Origin of the sequence: Pseudomonas sp. Z003-0.4C(8344-21) (genome assembly GCF_900104975.1) — a bacterium.
GTDB lineage: Bacteria > Pseudomonadota > Gammaproteobacteria > Pseudomonadales > Pseudomonadaceae > Aquipseudomonas > Aquipseudomonas granadensis.
In genome coordinates this window covers 5,150,119-5,167,361 of the sequence record NZ_LT629756.1, presented here as the reverse complement: position 1 = coordinate 5,167,361, position 17,243 = coordinate 5,150,119, and the positions used below count along the sequence as shown (strand labels likewise).

At 58.7% G+C, this 17,243-nt stretch carries 18 protein-coding genes; 11 read left to right on the top strand and 7 right to left on the bottom strand.

Going from position 1 to position 17,243, the window contains the following annotated elements; all coding sequences use genetic code 11:
* The first annotated feature begins 87 nt into the window (after window positions 1-87).
* From thrC to BLU24_RS23390, 4 genes are all read left to right on the top strand, one after another.
* Window positions 88-1,497 (top strand): threonine synthase, encoded by a 1,410-nt coding sequence (thrC, locus tag BLU24_RS23405; protein ID WP_093104420.1) that lies wholly within the window; start codon window positions 88-90, stop codon window positions 1,495-1,497.
* Window positions 1,498-1,617: 120 nt separating this feature from the next.
* Window positions 1,618-2,991, top strand: coding sequence for a transporter substrate-binding domain-containing protein (locus tag BLU24_RS23400; protein WP_093104417.1), 1,374 nt, complete (start codon window positions 1,618-1,620; stop codon window positions 2,989-2,991).
* Window positions 2,992-3,107: 116 nt separating this feature from the next.
* Complete coding sequence (locus tag BLU24_RS23395) at window positions 3,108-3,515, top strand: response regulator (RefSeq protein WP_093104415.1); 408 nt, start codon at window positions 3,108-3,110, stop codon at window positions 3,513-3,515.
* 166 nt (window positions 3,516-3,681) lie between these two features.
* Window positions 3,682-3,963, top strand: a complete 282-nt coding sequence (locus tag BLU24_RS23390; RefSeq protein WP_093104412.1) for a DUF3509 domain-containing protein — start codon at window positions 3,682-3,684, stop codon at window positions 3,961-3,963.
* A 176-nt stretch (window positions 3,964-4,139) separates the two neighbouring features.
* On the opposite strand, the gene BLU24_RS23385 is transcribed toward BLU24_RS23390, so the two are convergent.
* Both BLU24_RS23385 and BLU24_RS23380 read right to left on the bottom strand, forming a co-directional pair.
* On the bottom strand, window positions 4,140-5,099 hold the full coding sequence (locus BLU24_RS23385) for a TIGR02285 family protein (protein ID WP_093104409.1): 960 nt from the start codon (window positions 5,097-5,099) through the stop codon (window positions 4,140-4,142).
* A complete protein-coding gene (locus BLU24_RS23380; RefSeq protein ID WP_093104407.1) occupies window positions 5,047-6,246 on the bottom strand; it encodes a CaiB/BaiF CoA transferase family protein in 1,200 nt (399 codons plus the stop codon). The genes BLU24_RS23385 and BLU24_RS23380 overlap by 53 nt, the downstream gene beginning before the upstream one ends.
* 146 nt (window positions 6,247-6,392) lie before the next feature.
* On the opposite strand from BLU24_RS23380, the gene BLU24_RS23375 reads away from it, so the two are divergent.
* From BLU24_RS23375 to BLU24_RS23365, 3 genes are all read left to right on the top strand, one after another.
* Window positions 6,393-6,935 (top strand): YaeQ family protein, encoded by a 543-nt coding sequence (locus BLU24_RS23375; protein WP_093104404.1) that lies wholly within the window; start codon window positions 6,393-6,395, stop codon window positions 6,933-6,935.
* 55 nt (window positions 6,936-6,990) lie between these two features.
* On the top strand, window positions 6,991-8,700 hold the full coding sequence (gene recJ / locus BLU24_RS23370; RefSeq protein ID WP_090281931.1) for a single-stranded-DNA-specific exonuclease RecJ: 1,710 nt from the start codon (window positions 6,991-6,993) through the stop codon (window positions 8,698-8,700).
* Between the two features lie 266 nt (window positions 8,701-8,966).
* Window positions 8,967-10,073: an NADH:flavin oxidoreductase/NADH oxidase gene (locus BLU24_RS23365; protein ID WP_093104402.1), complete on the top strand. Its 1,107-nt coding sequence runs from the start codon at window positions 8,967-8,969 to the stop codon at window positions 10,071-10,073.
* 176 nt (window positions 10,074-10,249) lie between these two features.
* Here BLU24_RS23365 and BLU24_RS23360 read toward each other — a convergent pair whose 3' ends face one another.
* The gene (locus BLU24_RS23360) at window positions 10,250-11,878 is read right to left on the bottom strand and encodes a glucan biosynthesis protein D (RefSeq protein WP_093104399.1); all 1,629 of its coding nucleotides are present in this window, start codon (window positions 11,876-11,878) and stop codon (window positions 10,250-10,252) included.
* A 404-nt stretch (window positions 11,879-12,282) separates the two neighbouring features.
* Here BLU24_RS23360 and BLU24_RS23355 point away from each other — a divergent pair, with 404 nt between their 5' ends.
* From BLU24_RS23355 to BLU24_RS23345, 3 genes are all read left to right on the top strand, one after another.
* The gene (locus tag BLU24_RS23355) at window positions 12,283-12,468 is read left to right on the top strand and encodes a hypothetical protein (protein WP_093104396.1); all 186 of its coding nucleotides are present in this window, start codon (window positions 12,283-12,285) and stop codon (window positions 12,466-12,468) included.
* A 217-nt stretch (window positions 12,469-12,685) separates the two neighbouring features.
* On the top strand, window positions 12,686-12,931 hold the full coding sequence (locus tag BLU24_RS23350; protein ID WP_093106915.1) for an AbrB/MazE/SpoVT family DNA-binding domain-containing protein: 246 nt from the start codon (window positions 12,686-12,688) through the stop codon (window positions 12,929-12,931).
* Entirely contained in the window at window positions 12,931-13,332 is a 402-nt protein-coding gene (locus BLU24_RS23345) for a type II toxin-antitoxin system VapC family toxin (RefSeq protein WP_093104393.1), read from the top strand. Before BLU24_RS23350 ends, BLU24_RS23345 begins: the two co-directional genes overlap by 1 nt.
* A gap of 95 nt (window positions 13,333-13,427) precedes the next feature.
* Here the strand turns inward: BLU24_RS23345 and BLU24_RS23340 are convergent, their stop codons facing one another.
* Window positions 13,428-14,852 carry a gamma-aminobutyraldehyde dehydrogenase gene (locus BLU24_RS23340; RefSeq protein WP_093104390.1) on the bottom strand — a complete coding sequence of 475 codons (1,425 nt, stop codon included), beginning with the start codon at window positions 14,850-14,852 and terminating at the stop codon, window positions 13,428-13,430.
* 74 nt (window positions 14,853-14,926) lie between these two features.
* The gene (locus BLU24_RS27710; RefSeq protein WP_157720871.1) at window positions 14,927-15,094 is read right to left on the bottom strand and encodes a hypothetical protein; all 168 of its coding nucleotides are present in this window, start codon (window positions 15,092-15,094) and stop codon (window positions 14,927-14,929) included.
* Window positions 15,095-15,209: 115 nt separating this feature from the next.
* Between BLU24_RS27710 and BLU24_RS23330 the strand changes: the two genes are divergently transcribed.
* Window positions 15,210-15,932: a tellurite resistance TerB family protein gene (locus BLU24_RS23330; protein WP_093104384.1), complete on the top strand. Its 723-nt coding sequence runs from the start codon at window positions 15,210-15,212 to the stop codon at window positions 15,930-15,932.
* 278 nt (window positions 15,933-16,210) lie between these two features.
* Here BLU24_RS23330 and BLU24_RS23325 read toward each other — a convergent pair whose 3' ends face one another.
* Both BLU24_RS23325 and BLU24_RS23320 read right to left on the bottom strand, forming a co-directional pair.
* Complete coding sequence (locus BLU24_RS23325) at window positions 16,211-16,555, bottom strand: hypothetical protein (protein ID WP_093104381.1); 345 nt, start codon at window positions 16,553-16,555, stop codon at window positions 16,211-16,213.
* 56 nt (window positions 16,556-16,611) lie between these two features.
* Window positions 16,612-16,968, bottom strand: coding sequence for a hypothetical protein (locus BLU24_RS23320; protein WP_093104378.1), 357 nt, complete (start codon window positions 16,966-16,968; stop codon window positions 16,612-16,614).
* Window positions 16,969-17,243: the final 275 nt, after the last annotated feature.

Below are 17,243 nucleotides of genomic sequence, written 5' to 3'. Positions count from 1 at the left end.
GCTGCAAGCGGCAAGAGAGAAGCAGTCTGGCTTTTACTTGCGACTTGCAGCTAGCAGCTTGCAGCTCAAACCGAAGGTTTGAAAAAAATGCGATATATCAGTACTCGCGGCCAGGCACCCGCCCTGAATTTCGAAGAGGTTCTGCTGGCCGGTCTGGCCACGGACGGCGGTTTGTACGTCCCGGAAAACCTGCCACGTTTCACCCAGGAAGAAATCGCTTCCTGGGCTGGTCTGCCGTATCACGAGCTGGCCTTCCGGGTGATGCGTCCGTTCGTGGCCGGCAGCATTCCCGACGCCGATTTCAAAAAGATTCTTGAAGAAACCTACGCGGTCTTCGCTCACAGCGCAGTGGCGCCGTTGCGTCAGCTCAACGGCAACGAATGGGTGATGGAGCTGTTCCACGGCCCGACCCTGGCGTTCAAGGACTTCGCCCTGCAACTGCTGGGTCGTCTGCTCGACTACGTGCTGGAAAAGCGCGGCGAGCGCGTGGTGATTGTCGGTGCCACCTCCGGTGATACCGGTTCGGCGGCCATCGAAGGCTGCAAGCATTGCGAAAACGTCGACATCTTCATCCTGCATCCCCACAACCGGGTTTCGGAAGTGCAGCGCCGGCAGATGACCACGATCGTTGGCGAGAACATCCACAACATCGCGATCGAAGGCAACTTCGATGACTGCCAGGAAATGGTCAAGAACAGCTTCGCCGACCAGAGCTTCCTCAAAGGCACGCGGCTGGTAGCGGTGAACTCGATCAACTGGGCGCGGATCATGGCCCAGATCGTCTACTACTTCCACGCCTCGCTGCAGTTGGGCGGGCCGGCGCGTTCGGTGTCGTTCTCGGTGCCGACCGGCAACTTCGGCGACATTTTCGCCGGTTACCTGGCGCGCAACATGGGCCTGCCGATCAACCAGTTGATCGTCGCCACCAACCGCAACGACATCCTGCACCGCTTCATGAGCGGCAACCAGTACGTCAAGGAAACCCTGCACGCCACGCTGTCGCCGTCGATGGACATCATGGTCTCGTCGAACTTCGAACGCTTGCTGTTCGATCTGCACGGTCGCAACGGTGCAGCGATTGCCGGGTTGATGGACTCGTTCAAGCAGGGCGGCGGTTTCAGCGTTGAACAGGAGCGGTGGACCGAAGCGCGCAAACTGTTCGATTCGCTGGCGGTGGACGATGCGCAAACCTGCGAGACCATCGCCGAAGTCTATGCGCAGACTGGTGAGGTGCTGGATCCGCACACCGCGATCGGCGTCAAGGCCGCGCGCGAATGCCGTCGCAGCCTGGACATCCCGATGGTGATTCTCGGCACTGCGCACCCGGTGAAATTCCCGGATGCAGTAGAGAAAGCCGGTGTAGGAAAAGCGCTCGAACTGCCTGCACATCTTTCTGATTTGTTTGAGCGAAACGAGCGCTGCACCGTTTTGCCGAACGAGCTGAAAGCCGTACAGGCCTTTGTCAGCCAGCATGGCAACCGCGGCAAGCCACTGTAAGCCCATAAAAGCTGTCACATTTTGAAGCCCGTCTCCTGACGGGCTTTTTTGTTTTCGCTGCCACACTGCCCGGGTTTTCACCCACGCAGGACGGGTGAGTCGATCACGAAGGAAGTGGCAATGCTGTTTGATAGAGGTTTGAAACCGGCACTGGTTGGGGTGTTGTTGTGCGGATTGCTGGGGTTGATGCGTTGCAGCGTGGCGGCGCAACTGGCGCTGCACGGCGATGCCGCGACGCACAACGTACAGCCCGTCGAACTGGCTGCACACGAGCGCGAGTGGATTCGCGACAATCCCACGGTGACCGTGGCGTCATTGCAATATCCGCTGTACCTGTTCCAGGACGAACACGGGCAGTGGAGCGGTTTGAACAATGATGTGCTCAAGCGGGTGACGGCGATGACCGGGTTGCAGTTCGTGCACCAGGAATCGTTCTCCACCGATCACATGCTCGAGCGCCTGAAGAGCGGTGCGGCGGACATCAGTACGACGTTGGCCATCAGCGAGGAGCGCAAGGCGTTTCTCGATTACAGCCACGCCTTTGGTGGGGCGGGGTGGGTGTTTGTCGGGCGTGCCGACGCGCCGCGACTGGAATCTTTCGAGCAACTGGCCGGACGCAGGCTGGTGCTGCCGGCCCGGCATGCCCTGGAGGACACGATAAGACGCGACTTCCCGTCCATCGTGATTCATTCGGTCAAGACCTACGCCGAGGCACGGGCGCTGGTCGAAAGCGGCGAAGCCTATGCCACCATCGAAAATGAAATCGGCGCGCAGCTTTATCCGTTGGGTCCGCTTAAGGTCGGCGGGCTGGTCGAGGGCAAGTGGGAGGCGGACAACCTCGCGGTGCGCAAGGGCATGCCCGTACTACTGGGGATTCTCAACAAGGCACTGGAAGCCTTTCCGCCTGCCGAGCTGCGCGCGATCCGCCTGAAATGGCTGGAGGGAGTAGCGCCGGCACCGGCACCGACTATCGGCCGGCAACTGTTTGAATGGGCTTGCTGGGTCATGGGCGGGCTCGGCGTGTTCGGCTTGCTGTCATTGGTATGGAATCGGCGGCTGAGGGCGGTGATCAAGCTGCGCCTGGTGGCAGAAAAGGATCTGGGCGATCAACTGGCGTTTCAGCATGCATTGATCGACGCCTTGCCTGACCCGGTGTTCGTCCGCGATCTGCACGGTCGACTGATCACCTGTAACCGCAGCTATGAAGAGGCGTTATCGGTGCGTCTGGATCAGGTCATCGGGCGCTTGCTGATCGAGCTCGACACGCTGCCCGAAGCCACGGCGTTGATGCTCCATGAGGAGTTCATGCTGCAGTTGCGCACGCGCAAGTCGCGCTTCAGCAAACGCCGCTTGCAGTTCAATAACGGCCCGCGCGAGGTCTATCAATGGACCGTGCCGTTCTACAGCGCCGACGGTAAATTGCGCGGGTTGTTGGGCGGCTGGACGGACATCTCTCAGCGCCGGGCGGAGAGCGGGTGTCAGTGTCCGCAATGAAGATGGGAAATGTCCTATAAGACGCGGCTACTTTTCCGATGGGAGGCTTAGGACGGCTGGCCTAGAGTGAGAACCACTGCGGTGAGAGTCCGCGATTGTCGCTCCAGAGGTCGCCTATGCGCTCGCTTAAAGTCCTGATACTTGAACCCAATCCGTTCCAGCTGATGGCGTTGCACCAGATGCTCAATGCCGTCGGCATCTATGACGTCCTCACCGCACCGTCGCTGGCAGCGGCCTTGTCGTCGCTGGAGTACCGCGGTGCAGTCGACATCGCCATCTGCGATCCGCAACTCAAGGGCGGCGATGGTCTGGCGCTGATGCAGCACCTGGCGGCTCGCCAGCAAGCGCGTGCGGTGATTCTGCTGGGGACGGTTGCAGCGAGTCTGCTCAACGATCTCGAGCCGCTGTTGGACGAGCACGGCGTGCGTTTGTTGGGGCGCCTGCAGACGCCGGTATCGGCGGTGCTGATGCGCGGTTTGCTCGACAGTTATCTGAGCGCCGCTGCGGCGCCACTCGGCGTGTAAGGCGTACGGCAGTTTTTCTGTCATCTTCGCCGTGCATGCTCTGTCAGACCGGTGACCCTGCGATCTGGAGGCAATCGAAACGCAGAACTTTCTTCTCGGGCCGGTGGTCATTTATGGTGTACACGCCCCAGGCGCACAGTTTTCGGACTATTGAGTGGAGATCGAGATGGAAAGTATCAGTCTATTGCTCGGTGAGGCTCTGAGCCCGTATCAGGTTTCGTTGACCCCCAGCGGCCGTGATGGCCAATGCCTGGTGACGCTGAAGAACAGTCACGGCGCCATCGTGGTGGAGCGCGAATTCAATCAGGCGCAATTGACCGACAAGCGTCTGCTGACCGATGTCGTCGATGGTCTGCACCGCGACGTGCTGATCGCTGAAGGCCGGCTTGAACCCTGCGTGATCGCGGCCTTGCGCAACGCAGCGCTGGACAAGCGGGCAGCGCTGTAAAGATGAAATATTTTTTGTGGGAACCTTCCTGCATCCCTGTCAGTCAGACCCCATAACAGCAGGATCAAGCATTGTGCTCCGGTGCTTGTCGCTTGCTGCTACGGGTCTTTATGTAGGCCACGTTTAACCCCGAGTTGTCTCCCCACTTCTCGGGGTTTCTTTTTGCCCGCGATTTTTCATTGCGCGGCCTGGTGGTCGAAAAATACGCGGGCCTGTTGCAGATAGTCCGCCCGCCGCTCCGGGTCGAGCCAATCGGCGTACAGCTGATTGAGCGGTTCGTGGGGCAGGGTGCGCAGCAGACCGTCGATCTCGGCGATGGCCTGACGTCCCTCGGCGGAGTTGGAGCAAGCCACATGCCCCGAGAGATATTTCTGCGTACCGCGAATCGGGTAGAACGCCAGTTCATCCTCGGCAATCTGCGCCTGCGTGGCCTGATAGCGAATCTCCGGCCAATAACCGAGCACCACCTGCAAACGACCCAGACGCTGCATCGATAGCAGGTTGCTCAGCGCGTCGTTGCCGTAGTGTGGCGTCAAGGCGCCGCGCGGCGCCTGCTGCAAAAGGTTGTCGATGAACTCGCCATAGCTGCGTTCGGCGACGATGCCGACCTTGCGCTCAGGCGCCGCAAGCAAAGCCGCCAGATCAACTTCACCTTCCACCAGGTACGGCGCGAGGACGCCGCGATCCTTTTTGCGCACCACCAGGCCGTTGCTCACGGCGCGGATCGCCGGTATCGAATAGACAATCCACTGCGCACGCTCCTTGCTCCACAGCAGCGCCGGATCGCAGGCAAACGAGTTTTCCTGAAGCATTTGCAAACCGCGGGCGCGATTGACCCGCAGCATTGTGTGCTCGTATTGCGGCATCCCGGCAATCAGTTGTGGCAGCAAGTGATCAATGACGCCCTGACCCTTTTTAGGGCCCTCGAAAATGGTCATCGGCGGCAGGTCGCGCAACAACCAGATCAGCGTCGGTTTTGCCTGCGCTGCGCCTGACAGAGTAAGCAGGCACAACAAGCCGAACAGCCGCCACGTCCACCCGGATCGGGCGCGATTGGTGGGCGAGGGCAGTCGACGCTTCAGCTTAAATGGCTCCGTCTTCGCGTAACCTGGCGATCTGCGTTTCGTCGTAGCCAAGGTCGTGGAGTACCTGCGTATTGTGCTCACCCAGTTGCGGTCCGACCCATTCGGAACTACCGGGTGTCTCTGACAATTTCGGCACGATGCCGGGCATCTTGAAATCCTTGCCGTCGGGCAGTTTCGCATGCAAGAACATTTCTCGCGCCAGGTACTGCGGATCGCTGAACATGTCCTCGGCGCTGAAGATCCGGCTGGCCGGCACTTCGGCCTGATTGAGCAGGTCGAGTACGGTCTGCAGCGGCAATGAATTGACCCAGCGATCGATCACGCCGTACAGCTCGTCGCGGCGGCTGTCGCGCCCGTCGTTGCTGGCCAGCGTCGGGTCGTTGGCCAGGTCTTGACGACCGATGATCAGCATGAAGCGTTTGAAGATCGCATCGCCGTTGGCACCAATCTGCACATGCTTGCCATCGGCGCTGGTGTGAATGGAGGAGGGCGTGATGCCCGGCATGATGTTGCCACTGCGCTCGCGGATGAAGCCGAACACATCGAACTCCGGCACCATGCTTTCCATCATCGCGAAAATCGCTTCATACAGCGCGACATCGACGACCTGGCCAAGGCCGCCGTTGACTTCGCGGTGCCGCAGCGCCATCAGCGCGCCGATCACGCCCCACAGCGCAGCAATCGAATCGCCGATGGAAATCCCGGTACGCACGGGCGGCCGGTCTTCGAAACCGGTGATATAACGCAAACCGCCCATGGACTCGCCAACCGCGCCGAAGCCCGGTTGATCTTTCATCGGCCCGGTCTGACCGAAACCGGACAGGCGCACCATCACCAGTTTCGGGTTCAGCGCGTGCAGAGTTTCCCAGCTCAGGCCAAGCTTTTCCAGTACACCGGGGCGGAAATTCTCGATGAGGATGTCCGCTTCACTGAGAAGTTTTTTCAGGATCGCCAAACCGTCAGGATGCTTGAGATTCAGCGTCAGCGATTTCTTGTTGCGCGCCTGGACAAACCACCACAGCGAGGTGCCTTCATACAACTTTCGCCATTTGCGCAGGGGGTCGCCACCGTCGGGCGATTCGATCTTGATCACTTCGGCGCCGAACTCGCCGCAAATTCGCGAGGCAAACGGCCCGGCAATCAATGTTCCCAATTCAATGACTTTCAGGCCCGAGAGCGGTTTGCTGGTGAACGGCATGCGAAATCCTGTAGGACAAGGCTGAGCGGATACAGCGTTTTAACATAGCCGGCCGTCAGACGCCGCAGCTTGATCGCCATCAACTCGATGATTGCCCACGGCATCGGTTAGACTTGCCGACTTTCCTCGTATCAAGAAGCCCGTTCATGGCCCAGCCGTCCACTACCTATAAATTCGAACTGAACCTCACCGACCTCGACCGCAGCGTCTACGAGAGCGTCAAGCAGACCATCGCCCGTCACCCTTCGGAAACCGAAGAACGCATGACCGTGCGCCTGCTGGCCTACGCCCTCTGGTACAACGAGCAGTTGTCGTTTGGCCGTGGTTTGTCGGACGTGGATGAACCGGCCTTGTGGGAAAAGAGCCTGGACGACCGCGTTCTGCACTGGATCGAGGTCGGCCAGCCGGACGTCGATCGCCTGACCTGGTGCTCGCGTCGCACCGAGCGCACCAGCCTGCTGGCCTACGGCAGTCTGCGTGTTTGGGAAACCAAGGTGATCCCGGCGATCAAGAACCTGAAAAACGTCAACATCGCCGCCGTCCCGCAAGAAGTGCTGGAAACCCTGGCAAAGGACATGCCCCGCGTTATCAAGTGGGACGTGATGATCAGCGAAGGCACGGTCTTCGTTACCGACGACCGTGGTCAGCACGAAGTCCAGTTGCAATGGCTGCAAGGTGAGCGCGGCTGATCCCGCGCCTACACCGGAATAATCCCACGTAACCAAGAGAAGTCTCCGTCACCCCATGCGCATCGAACCTCGTCAACTGCCCGCCACGCTGCCCTTTCTGGGTGATCTGCCACCGCTGCTGACCCGCCTGTACGCGGCGCGGGGCGTGCAGTCCGAGGCCGAGCTGGACAAGAGCCTGGCGCGGTTGATTCCGTACCAGCAACTCAAGGGCATCGATGCCGCCGTCGACCTGCTGGTGACCGCGCTGGAGCAACGCCAGCGCATCCTCATCGTCGGCGACTTCGATGCGGACGGCGCGACGGCCAGCACCGTTGGCGTGCTGGGTTTGCGTCTGCTGGGTGCGGCCCATGTCGATTACCTGGTGCCGAACCGTTTCGAATATGGCTACGGCCTGACCCCGGAAATCGTCGACGTCGCGCTGACCCGCGAGCCGCAATTGCTGATCACCGTCGACAATGGCATCTCCAGTGTCGAAGGGGTGGCCGCGGCGAAACGCGCCGGCCTGAAAGTGCTGATCACCGACCACCACTTGCCCGGCGATGAGTTGCCGCAGGCCGATGCGCTGGTCAACCCGAACCAGCCGGGCTGCGAATTTCCGAGCAAGGCGCTGGCCGGTGTCGGCGTGATCTTTTACGTGCTGATGGCGTTGCGTGCGCGCCTGCGCAGCCTCGGCTGGTACGAGAGCAAGGCGCAACCGAACATCGGCGAACTGCTCGATCTGGTGGCGCTGGGCAGCGTCGCCGACGTGGTGCCGCTGGACGCCAACAACCGCATTCTGGTGCATCAGGGACTCGAGCGAATTCGCGCCGGCCGCGCCCGGCCGGGGATCAAAGCGATTCTGGAAGTCGCCAAGCGTGACGCCGCGCGTATCACTTCTACGGATCTGGGCTTTATTGTCGGCCCGCGTCTCAACGCGGCCGGGCGTCTGGATGACATGAGCCTGGGCATCGAATGCCTGCTCACCAGCGATGCCAATCTGGCCCGGGAAATGGCCGCGCAACTGGACGGCATGAACCAGGACCGTAAATCCATCGAGCAAGGCATGCAGCGTGAAGCGCTGGCGCAGCTCAAGGACCTGCCGGTGGAGTCGATGCCGTTTGGTCTGTGCCTGTTCGATCCGGAGTGGCACCAAGGCGTGATCGGCATCCTCGCCTCGCGAATGAAAGAACGTTATTTCCGTCCGACCATCGCTTTTGCCGATGCCGGCGACGGCCTGCTCAAGGGCTCGGGGCGTTCGGTGCAGGGTTTCCATATTCGCGATGCGCTAAGTGTGGTCGCCGCGCAGCATCCAAACCTGATCGCCAAATACGGCGGTCACGCGATGGCCGCCGGTCTGACTTTGGCGCAGGAGAATTTTCCGTTGTTCGCCGAGGCCTTCGACGCCGAAGTACGCCGGCAACTTCGTGAAGACGACCTGACCGGGCGCATGCTCACCGATGGCACCCTGGCGGTCGAGGAATTCCACCTCGAACTGGCCCGCGCGTTGCGCCATGCGGGGCCGTGGGGACAGCACTTTCCGGAACCGGTGTTTCATGGCGTGTTCCAGTTGGTCGAACAGCGCGTGGTTGGCGAGCGGCATTTGAAAGTGGTGCTGAAAAGCGAATGTGGCTCGGTGAAACTCGATGGCATTGCGTTTGGTATTGATCGGGATGTCTGGCCGAATCCGACGATTCAGTGGGTGGAACTGGCTTATAAGCTCGATGTGAACGAGTTTCGAGGCAATGAGACTGTGCAGTTGATGATTGCCCATATCGAACCGCGTTAACGCCAATCGCGAGCAGGCTCACTCCTGCAGGTCCGGTGTCGTCCTTGGCGGAGCGTGCCTGCTCGCGAAAGCGTCCTTCACATACTGAATCACTCTGAACCCTGCTTCTTCCCGCGTTGTCGACTAGGCTCTAAGCACTGCTTGATTGGCCTTGTGACGTCTTGTCGATTTTTTGCCCGCGGGGGCGGGTGCTGCACCTTTTTCTGTCACTCGTCGACTTTTCAAACAGAACCCTGGAGCCTGCCCACTGATTCGAGAGGTGCCCCATGAGTCTGCTGCTTGAACCTTTTACCCTGCGCCAACTGACCCTGCCCAACCGCATCGCCGTCTCGCCGATGTGCCAGTACTCAAGCGTCGACGGCCTGGCCAACGACTGGCACCTGGTGCACCTGGGCAGTCGCGCGGTGGGCGGTGCCGGTCTGGTGTTTACCGAAGCCACGGCGGTTACGGCCGACGGGCGGATCACCGCCGAAGACCTTGGCCTGTGGAACGACGAACAGATCGAACCCCTGCAACGCATCACCCGCTTCATCACTTCTCAAGGCGCAGTCGCCGGCATTCAATTGGCCCACGCCGGACGCAAGGCCAGCACCCATCGGCCGTGGATCGGCAAGCACGGCAGCGTCAAGCCCGAAGAGGGTGGCTGGACCCCGGTCGGGCCGTCTCCGATCGCTTTCGATCCGCAGCACACGCAACCCAAACAACTGGATGAAGGGCAGATCGCCGCCGTCATTCAGGCCTTCGTCGATGCCGCCAAACGTGCATTGACGGCGGGTTTCAGCGTGGTCGAGGTGCATGCTGCGCACGGTTATCTGCTGCATCAGTTTCTCTCGCCGCTGAGTAATCAGCGCCAGGATCAGTACGGCGGTTCGTTCGAAAATCGTATTCGGCTGGTGCTGCAAGTCACCGAGGCGGTGCGGGCGGTGTGGCCGGAAGAACTGCCGGTGTTTGTACGAGTGTCCGCCACCGACTGGGTGGAAGACGGCTGGAACCCGGATGAAACCGTCGAGCTGGCGCGGCGCCTGCACACGCTGGGTGCTGACCTGATTGATGTGTCCTCGGGCGGTACGGCGGCCAATGCGGAGATTCCAGTCGGGCCGGGTTATCAAACGCGTTTTGCCGAGCGGGTGCGTAAAGAGTCAGGCATTGCCACTGGCACCGTAGGCATGATTACCGAGCCGGCGCAGGCCGAGCACATCCTGCGCACCTGTCAGGCCGATATCATTTTCCTTGCCCGGGAATTGCTGCGTGATCCGTACTGGCCGCTGCATGCCGATGATGATCTGGGCGGGCGCAAAGCGGTGTGGCCGGCGCAGTATCAACGCGCGACGCACCGGGATCAGCCGATTCATGAGTCTGATTTGCGAGATTGATTGAGGCAGAAAAGCAAAAGCCCCGAGCCGGTGAGGGTCGGGGCTTTTTGGTGACTGAAAATCATCGGTGCCTGGTCTGGCGCTATCGCGAGCTGGCTCACTCCTACGGTTTGAAATGCGATCCCCTGTAGGAGTGAGCCTGCTCGCGATGAGGCCCGAACTGGCGCCTCAAATCCTCAAGGATATTTGCGCTTGTCCGGCGCCGGCGGGAAGTACTGGTACAACCAGGTCTCGCTCAACGTGCGGTCATTGGTGCGGATAAACAGGCGCAGTTCCACCGGCTCGACGCTGTCACTGGTCGGGTACCAGTCGAACAGGATCCGGTAACCCTTGATGTCATCCAGCACCAGCACGCTGAAGTCCTGCACCTTGCCGTTCGAACAGGTCACCACCGGTTCGATCCCGGTGCCCTGCGGCAAGCGCTCGAGACCGCCGCCGGTGAAGTCTACGGCAAAGCGTCGCGCCCACACCTTCGGGTAATGCTCGCCCGGTGCCCAGCCCTCTGTGAAACCACCCATGCCGGAACGAGTCGCGTGCACCCGTGCCAACGGCGTGCCCACGGGCGGCAAGGCGCTCCAGTAGAGCTTGTAGCCATAATTCAGCGAATCGCCGGCGGCCACCGGTTTTTTCGGCGTCCAGAACGCCACGATGTTGTCCAGCGTCTCGCCGGTGGTAGGGATTTCCAGCAAGTCGATCGAGCCTTCGCCCCACGGGGTAGTCGGTTCGACCCACAGGCTTGGACGTTTGCTATACCAGTCGACGGTGTCCTGATAATTGGCGAATTCGTGGTCGGTCTGCACCAGACCGAAGCCCTTCGGATCCTTGTCGGCAAAGGCGTTGAATTGCAGGGTGGCCGGGTTGTTCAGCGGGCGGCAGATCCACTCGCCGTTGCCGCGCCACATGGCCAGGCGATCCGAGTCGTGGATTTGCGGGTGAATGGTGTCGCACATACGCCGCTCGTGGGTGCCACAGCTGAACATGCTGGTCATCGGCGAAATGCCCAACTGTTCAATGGCGGTACGCGCATTGATGTGCGCGTCGATTTCCATCACCACGCGTTCGGCTTGGCAATCGATATCAAAGCGATAGGCACCGGTGGCGCTCGGCGAGTCGAGCAAGGCGTAGACCACAAAACGCGTGGCGTTCTTTTCCGGCGTCTCGAACCAGAATTTGGTGAAGTCGGGGAATTCTTCGCGTTTCTTGGCGTAGGTGTCGATCGCCAGCCCACGCGCCGAGAGGCCATATTGGCCAGTCGCATCGACGGCACGGAAATAACTGGCGCCGAGAAACGACACCACGTCATGCCGATCAAGTTCCGGTGCCTTGAACAGTTTGAACCCGGCAAAACCCAGATCGCCTTTCAACTGCTGGGTGTCGACCGAAGTGTTCTCGTAGTTGAACAGCGCCGGACGGAAATGCACCTCGCGCGCCATGCGCGTTTTCGGATCAACGCTGTACATACGCACCGGCTGGCGGAAACCCATGCCGACGTGGAAGAACTGCACGTCCAGCTGGCCCTTGTTTTCCTTCCACAGGGAGTGCTCGCCGTCGTAGCGGATCGCGTTGAAATTCTGCGGCGTCATCGTCGCCAGGGTGGGCGGCAACACCTGTTTCGTATCCTGATAGGCGCTGCCGGCCAGTTGCTTGGCCTGACGCTTGAGCGCTTCGAAATCGAACGCCTGCGCCTCGCCATCGGCGGCGCCGCCATTGGCCGCCCAGGCACGGGTGGCCAGCAGGCCAGTGGCCGAAAGACCGGTGTAGGCCGCAATGGCCATGGACGCTTTGAGCAAATTCCTGCGATGCATATATACAACCTGTCGTGTGCAATCCCGTGCCGTTCCTGGCACGTAGCGGATCGGAAATTACGGTTCGGTCATGCCTTCGGCCAAACGCAACGGACTATAAACAGATGCCCGCTAGCTTAATCGGTTCGATTGTCGAGCAAAAAGCCTTGTTTGCAAGGCATCAGCTGGCAATGAAACAAGACATGTCTGTAATTTTTCTGACAGGGCCCTCTGATTTAGACGGCATAACTGCTTTTTTCGATTAATTACTCTAAAAACTGCTTTTCAGCGCCGATTTAATTCCTATTCTATGGGCAAGACCGGATACAAGCCTTCGTGTCGGCGGGGCACACGACACTGCTCAAAAGAGGCAGGGCGATGTGAGGTTCAGCAGTTTCTTGACTCATCAGAGAAGGACATCGTCCATGGCAAAAATACACGGCATCACCGAAATGTTAGGGATCTTTCCATGCTTGGGTGGCGGGCGCAGAAGACGCCGGCTCAGTTCGGAAGAGTTGAAGCTGGTTGAACGTTATCGAGAGCTTTCCGAGAATGACCGGATTGCAATGAGGTATCTGGTGGATGCGATGCGGAGTGTTTCGCGGTTCTAACGAGAAAAACTGAAAAGGGAGCGGGCTGCAAAGCCCGCCCCCTTTTTCGAAGCGAACACATCGCGCGTTAGCCACAGTTCAATGGAGGGCATGCAGGCAGGTTTTGAAGTAGGCGTTTCCTTCGAGTTGAGGGAAGAATTCCTACAATATGTGGCGGTTGCAGATCCCGGTAACAGGTATTACGTTGTTCATACGAGTAATACTCTTGGAGCACCACATGACGACAACCATGACGAGCAAGGGCCAGGTCACTATTCCGAAACCAATACGTGACGCCCTTCAGCTGACGCCGGGCTCGGCCGTTGAGTTCAGTGTCAATGAACAGGGCGAAGTGGTTTTGCACAGTGCCAGACACGCTGGAGAGCAGACAACGGCACCGGATCGATTTGATGCGGTTCGTGGCAAGGCGGACATCAAGTGGCGAACCGATGATTTGATGGCGTTACTTCGGGGTGATGATTGATGGTTCTGGTCGACGCCAACGTATTGATCGACGTTCTGGAGGACGATCCTGTTTGGGCTGAATGGTCTATTCAGCAACTCCGGTCGCAGTCATTGATCCATGATCTGGTGATTAACCCAATCGTTTACGCAGAACTGTCGCAGACGTTCTCAACTTTCGAGACCCTGGATGAGGTGGTTAATCAGCTAGGGCTGGTCGTGCAGGAAATTCCGCGGCCTGCTCTTTTTCTGGCCGGCAAGGCGTTTGTACGCTACCGGAAAGTGGGTGGTGGCAAGCAAAACGTGCTGGCGGATTTCTTTATCGGAGCACATGCAGCGGTGAAGAAGCTGCCGTTGTTGACCAGGGATTGCAAGCGGTATCGTAATTACTTCCCCTCGGTCCAGTTGATTACGCCCTCCTGATTATTTAATGGGGGGCTGCCGCAATCGCCAGCAGGCTGGCTCCGGCATTAGAATGCGTTTCCTCTGTGGAAGCCAGCCTGCTGGCGATGCTTGTTTCAGTGCTTGAACATCACATGCCGAACCGTGGTGTAGTCCTCCAGCCCATACATCGACATGTCCTTGCCGTACCCGGACATTTTCTGACCGCCGTGGGGCATTTCGCTGACGAGCATGAAGTGCGTGTTGACCCAGGTGCAGCCGTACTGCAGCCGAGCTGACAGACGATGCGCACGGCCTGTGTCGGCGGTCCAGACGGAGGAGGCGAGGCCGTAGTCGGAATCGTTGGCCCACTCCAGCGCTTGTGCTTCATCGGTAAATTTGGTCACCGAAACCACTGGGCCGAACACTTCACGGCGGACGATTTCGTCATCCTGCTGCGCGTCGGCCAGCACCGTCGGCTCGAAGAAGAACCCATTGCCTTCGACAGCCTTGCCGCCGGTGATCAACCGGATGTGCGGCTGCGCCACGGCGCGCTCGACGAAAGCGGCGACCCGGTCGCGGTGTTGTGCCGTGATCAGCGGTCCCAACTCGGTGGAGGGATCATCCTGCATGCCGTGTTTGATTGTGCTGACCGCCGCGCCGAGTTTTTCAACGAATTTGTCGTAAATCCCTTGTTGCGCGTAGATCCGGCACGCGGCGGTGCAGTCCTGCCCGGCATTGTAGAACCCGAAGGTACGAATGCCGTCCACCGCCGCGTCGAGGTCGGCGTCGTCGAAGATGATCACCGGTGCCTTGCCGCCCAGTTCCATGTGCATGCGCTTAACGCTGTCGGCGGTGCTGGAAATGATGTTCGACCCGGTGGCGATCGAACCGGTCAGCGACACCATGCGCACTTTCGGATGGCTGACCAGTGGACTGCCGACGGTAGCGCCCCGGCCGAACACCAGATTGAGTACACCGGCCGGGAATATGTCCGACGCCAGTTCGGCTAGACGCAACGCCGTCAACGGGGTTTGTTCCGACGGCTTGAGCACTACGGTATTACCGGCGGCCAGCGCCGGGGCGATTTTCCAGGCGACCATCATCAGCGGGTAGTTCCACGGCGCGATGGAGGCGATCACCCCGACCGGATCGCGACGGATCATCGAAGTGTGACCGGGCAAATATTCGCCAGCGGCCGAACCGCTCATGCAACGGCTGGCGCCGGCGAAGAAACGGAACACATCGGCAATCGCCGGGATCTCGTCGTTGAGTGCGGCATTGTAGGGTTTGCCGCAATTGTCGGATTCGAGTTTCGCCAGTTCCTCGCCATGGGCTTCGATGGCGTCGGCGAGTTTGAGCAACAGCCGCGAGCGGTCTTTCGGCGCGGTTTGCGACCACTCGGCAAAAGCGTTGTCGGCGGCGCGCACGGCAGCATCGACCTGGGCTTCGCTGGCTTCATTGATTTCCACCAGTACTTCGCCCAGCGCCGGGTTGAGCACCGATTGCGCAGGGCCTTCGCCGTTGACCAGTTGTCCGTTGATCAAGAGTCGGGTTTGCATGGGTTTGTCCTCTATAGTTCTGCCGAAACCGGTTTGAAAACTGTGGGAGCGAGCCTGCTCGCGAAGGCGGTGTGTCAGGCGACATCACTGCCGGATGTGACGGCCTCTTCGCGAGCAAGCTCACTCCTGACGACGGTCTCGTCGACCGACAACCCGGTCACAAGAGCGTGGTCGATCGGGCGCATCTCGACAACGGCGATGGAAATTTCGCGCTGGGCTAAAGTGTAGATCGGATTTTTCAAGGTCAGACGCGAGCGCGAGCAACATCTCGAAGCACACTCGCACCGCCGTTTCGGGCACTTTCGCACTAGGCTGAGGGCCTTATAGATCCGGTTAACCCCAGTTTGGAGGCGGAACATGAACACCCGTGGATTGCTCGATCAACTGCTCAAATCCGGCCAGGATCTGCTGCAGAACAAGGCTGGCGGTGCATCGAACAAATCGGCTGCCGGCGGGCTGGGGGGCCTGCTCGGCGGCTCGTCAGGCGCCAGCGGTCTCGGCGGCCTGCTCTCCGGCGCAGGCGGAGGCGCACTGGCGGCCGGCGCCATGGGCCTGCTGCTCGGTAACAAAAAAGTGCGCAAGGTCGGCGGCAAAGTCGCCATCTACGGCGGCCTCGCCGCACTCGGCGTGCTGGCCTACAAGGCCTACGGCAACTACAACGCGCAAAAAGGCAGCGCCCCTCAAAACGAACCGCAAACCCTCGACCGCCTGCCACCGGCGCAAGTAGAACAACACAGCCAGGCCATCCTCAAAGCCCTGGTCGCCGCCGCCAAAGCCGACGGCCACATCGACGAGCGCGAGCGCGAATTGATCGAAGGCGAATTCACCAAACTCGACAACGACCAGGAACTGCAACACTGGCTCCACGCCGAACTCAACAAACCCCTCGACCCCACCGACGTCGCCAGCGCCGCGAGCACGCCGGAAATGGCGGCAGAGATGTACATCGCCAGTGTGATGCTGGTGGATGAGGAGAATTTCATGGAGAAGAGCTACCTGGATGAACTGGCGCGGCAGTTGAAGCTGGAGCCGGGGTTGAAGGTGGAGTTGGAGAGGCAGGTGCGGTTGGCGGGGGGGTAAAGTTCTTGGGGGAAATCGCAGCGTTGAGTTGCGATTTTCCTGTGTCGTTGAATTGGGGCTTAAACGGAGGCCGAAGTTTGTAATTCCCTTCTGAATCGGGTTCGATTGTAAATTACGAGGTGACCAATTTGTGGGGGTTTTGTTTGGATCGTAGCGAGAGAGCGATTACATCTATATAAAACGCAGCACTATAAGTGAGATGCAATGGCGGCTCGGATGTACCGTTAATAGCCTTTTAAATTGTTGGCTTTATGGGGGCGTAGACCATTATTTGGCTTTCACGCCTCGATCATGAATTCTTCAATTTTTTCAATAAATGCACTTTTGCTTTTAGTTCTGAACTCGCCTAAGAAATTTTCGGAGCCTCTGATGGGCTCGCCTGTTTTGTCATATTGGATCGTTAGCATATCAATGACAAAATCTCCGCTGGGGTCCCCTTCAGGCTCGACTCTAGTGTCAAAGCAATGCCCGGTGCTTCGGCGAACTCCTCCAATCAGTACCGAGCTGGAAAACCAGTCGATGGTCTCCGGTGTTAGCTCAACCTCGAACAGATTGTTGATTGTTATAGTCCAGCCGCTTGGCACTCGGATTGGCTGGAGGTGGTATTTGAGTTTCTTTCTCATTTCTCTATAGTTTCTCCTATAAGACATAGCGGATTGTTTTGGGGTCGCAATGATCGCTATAAAAACTTTCCCTTCAAATCCTCAAAAATTTTATCTAGTTTTTTATCTCTGATATCGCCATGATGATTGTACCAGTCCAACATATACAAAATGGCTTCTCTGAACGGTAAGGTAACGTGGCTATCCATAAATTCGAATGCAATGCCTTCAGTTAAATAATCTGGTATGTTTTCCGGGTCGTTATCGGTGCTAATGTATATGCCAGACATCTCGATCCCGAAACCTTGCGAATGAAGAAGGCTTTCGAGCGCTTTGGGTAGAAAACTAGAAATTTTGATTGAAGATGAATCTGAAAGGTCTAGCAGGCAATTGTCGATAATGCTTTTTTGAGCGCTGTTGATATTTATGTTCATGACTATTTCATCGTTGGGTGGAAGTTTGTAACTGTTGTCAGGGTTTCGTCTAAATAGATTCGAAAATTTATTCCGTCATGAGACGCGCTGTAAGCTCGATTGCCGTCAGCTTGAGCTTGGTGGTAACACTTGGCTGCCGCTTCTCTACCCGTATCGAACATTTTCTCTGTGGAAATTATAGATGAGTCGTAGAAAGTTTTTTGAATGCCGAACTCTTTTATTTCTACAGTTTTTCCTGTTTGGTCCAAAGAACCGTGTCTGTAAGTTGTTCAGAC

Excerpts from the sequence above, each read along its gene's own strand:
- thrC (WP_093104420.1), top strand. The coding sequence starts at position 88 with ATGCGATATATCAGTACTCGCGGCCAGGCACCCGCCCTGAATTTCGAA.
- BLU24_RS23400 (WP_093104417.1), top strand. The coding sequence starts at position 1,618 with ATGCTGTTTGATAGAGGTTTGAAACCGGCACTGGTTGGGGTGTTGTTG.
- BLU24_RS23395 (WP_093104415.1), top strand. The coding sequence starts at position 3,108 with ATGCGCTCGCTTAAAGTCCTGATACTTGAACCCAATCCGTTCCAGCTG.
- BLU24_RS23390 (WP_093104412.1), top strand. The coding sequence starts at position 3,682 with ATGGAAAGTATCAGTCTATTGCTCGGTGAGGCTCTGAGCCCGTATCAG.
- BLU24_RS23380 (WP_093104407.1), bottom strand. The coding sequence starts at position 6,246 with ATGCCGTTCACCAGCAAACCGCTCTCGGGCCTGAAAGTCATTGAATTG.
- BLU24_RS23375 (WP_093104404.1), top strand. The coding sequence starts at position 6,393 with ATGGCCCAGCCGTCCACTACCTATAAATTCGAACTGAACCTCACCGAC.
- recJ (WP_090281931.1), top strand. The coding sequence starts at position 6,991 with ATGCGCATCGAACCTCGTCAACTGCCCGCCACGCTGCCCTTTCTGGGT.
- BLU24_RS23365 (WP_093104402.1), top strand. The coding sequence starts at position 8,967 with ATGAGTCTGCTGCTTGAACCTTTTACCCTGCGCCAACTGACCCTGCCC.
- BLU24_RS23360 (WP_093104399.1), bottom strand. The coding sequence starts at position 11,878 with ATGCATCGCAGGAATTTGCTCAAAGCGTCCATGGCCATTGCGGCCTAC.
- BLU24_RS23355 (WP_093104396.1), top strand. The coding sequence starts at position 12,283 with ATGGCAAAAATACACGGCATCACCGAAATGTTAGGGATCTTTCCATGC.
- BLU24_RS23350 (WP_093106915.1), top strand. The coding sequence starts at position 12,686 with ATGACGACAACCATGACGAGCAAGGGCCAGGTCACTATTCCGAAACCA.
- BLU24_RS23345 (WP_093104393.1), top strand. The coding sequence starts at position 12,931 with ATGGTTCTGGTCGACGCCAACGTATTGATCGACGTTCTGGAGGACGAT.
- BLU24_RS23340 (WP_093104390.1), bottom strand. The coding sequence starts at position 14,852 with ATGCAAACCCGACTCTTGATCAACGGACAACTGGTCAACGGCGAAGGC.
- BLU24_RS23330 (WP_093104384.1), top strand. The coding sequence starts at position 15,210 with ATGAACACCCGTGGATTGCTCGATCAACTGCTCAAATCCGGCCAGGAT.
- BLU24_RS23325 (WP_093104381.1), bottom strand. The coding sequence starts at position 16,555 with ATGAGAAAGAAACTCAAATACCACCTCCAGCCAATCCGAGTGCCAAGC.
- BLU24_RS23320 (WP_093104378.1), bottom strand. The coding sequence starts at position 16,968 with ATGAACATAAATATCAACAGCGCTCAAAAAAGCATTATCGACAATTGC.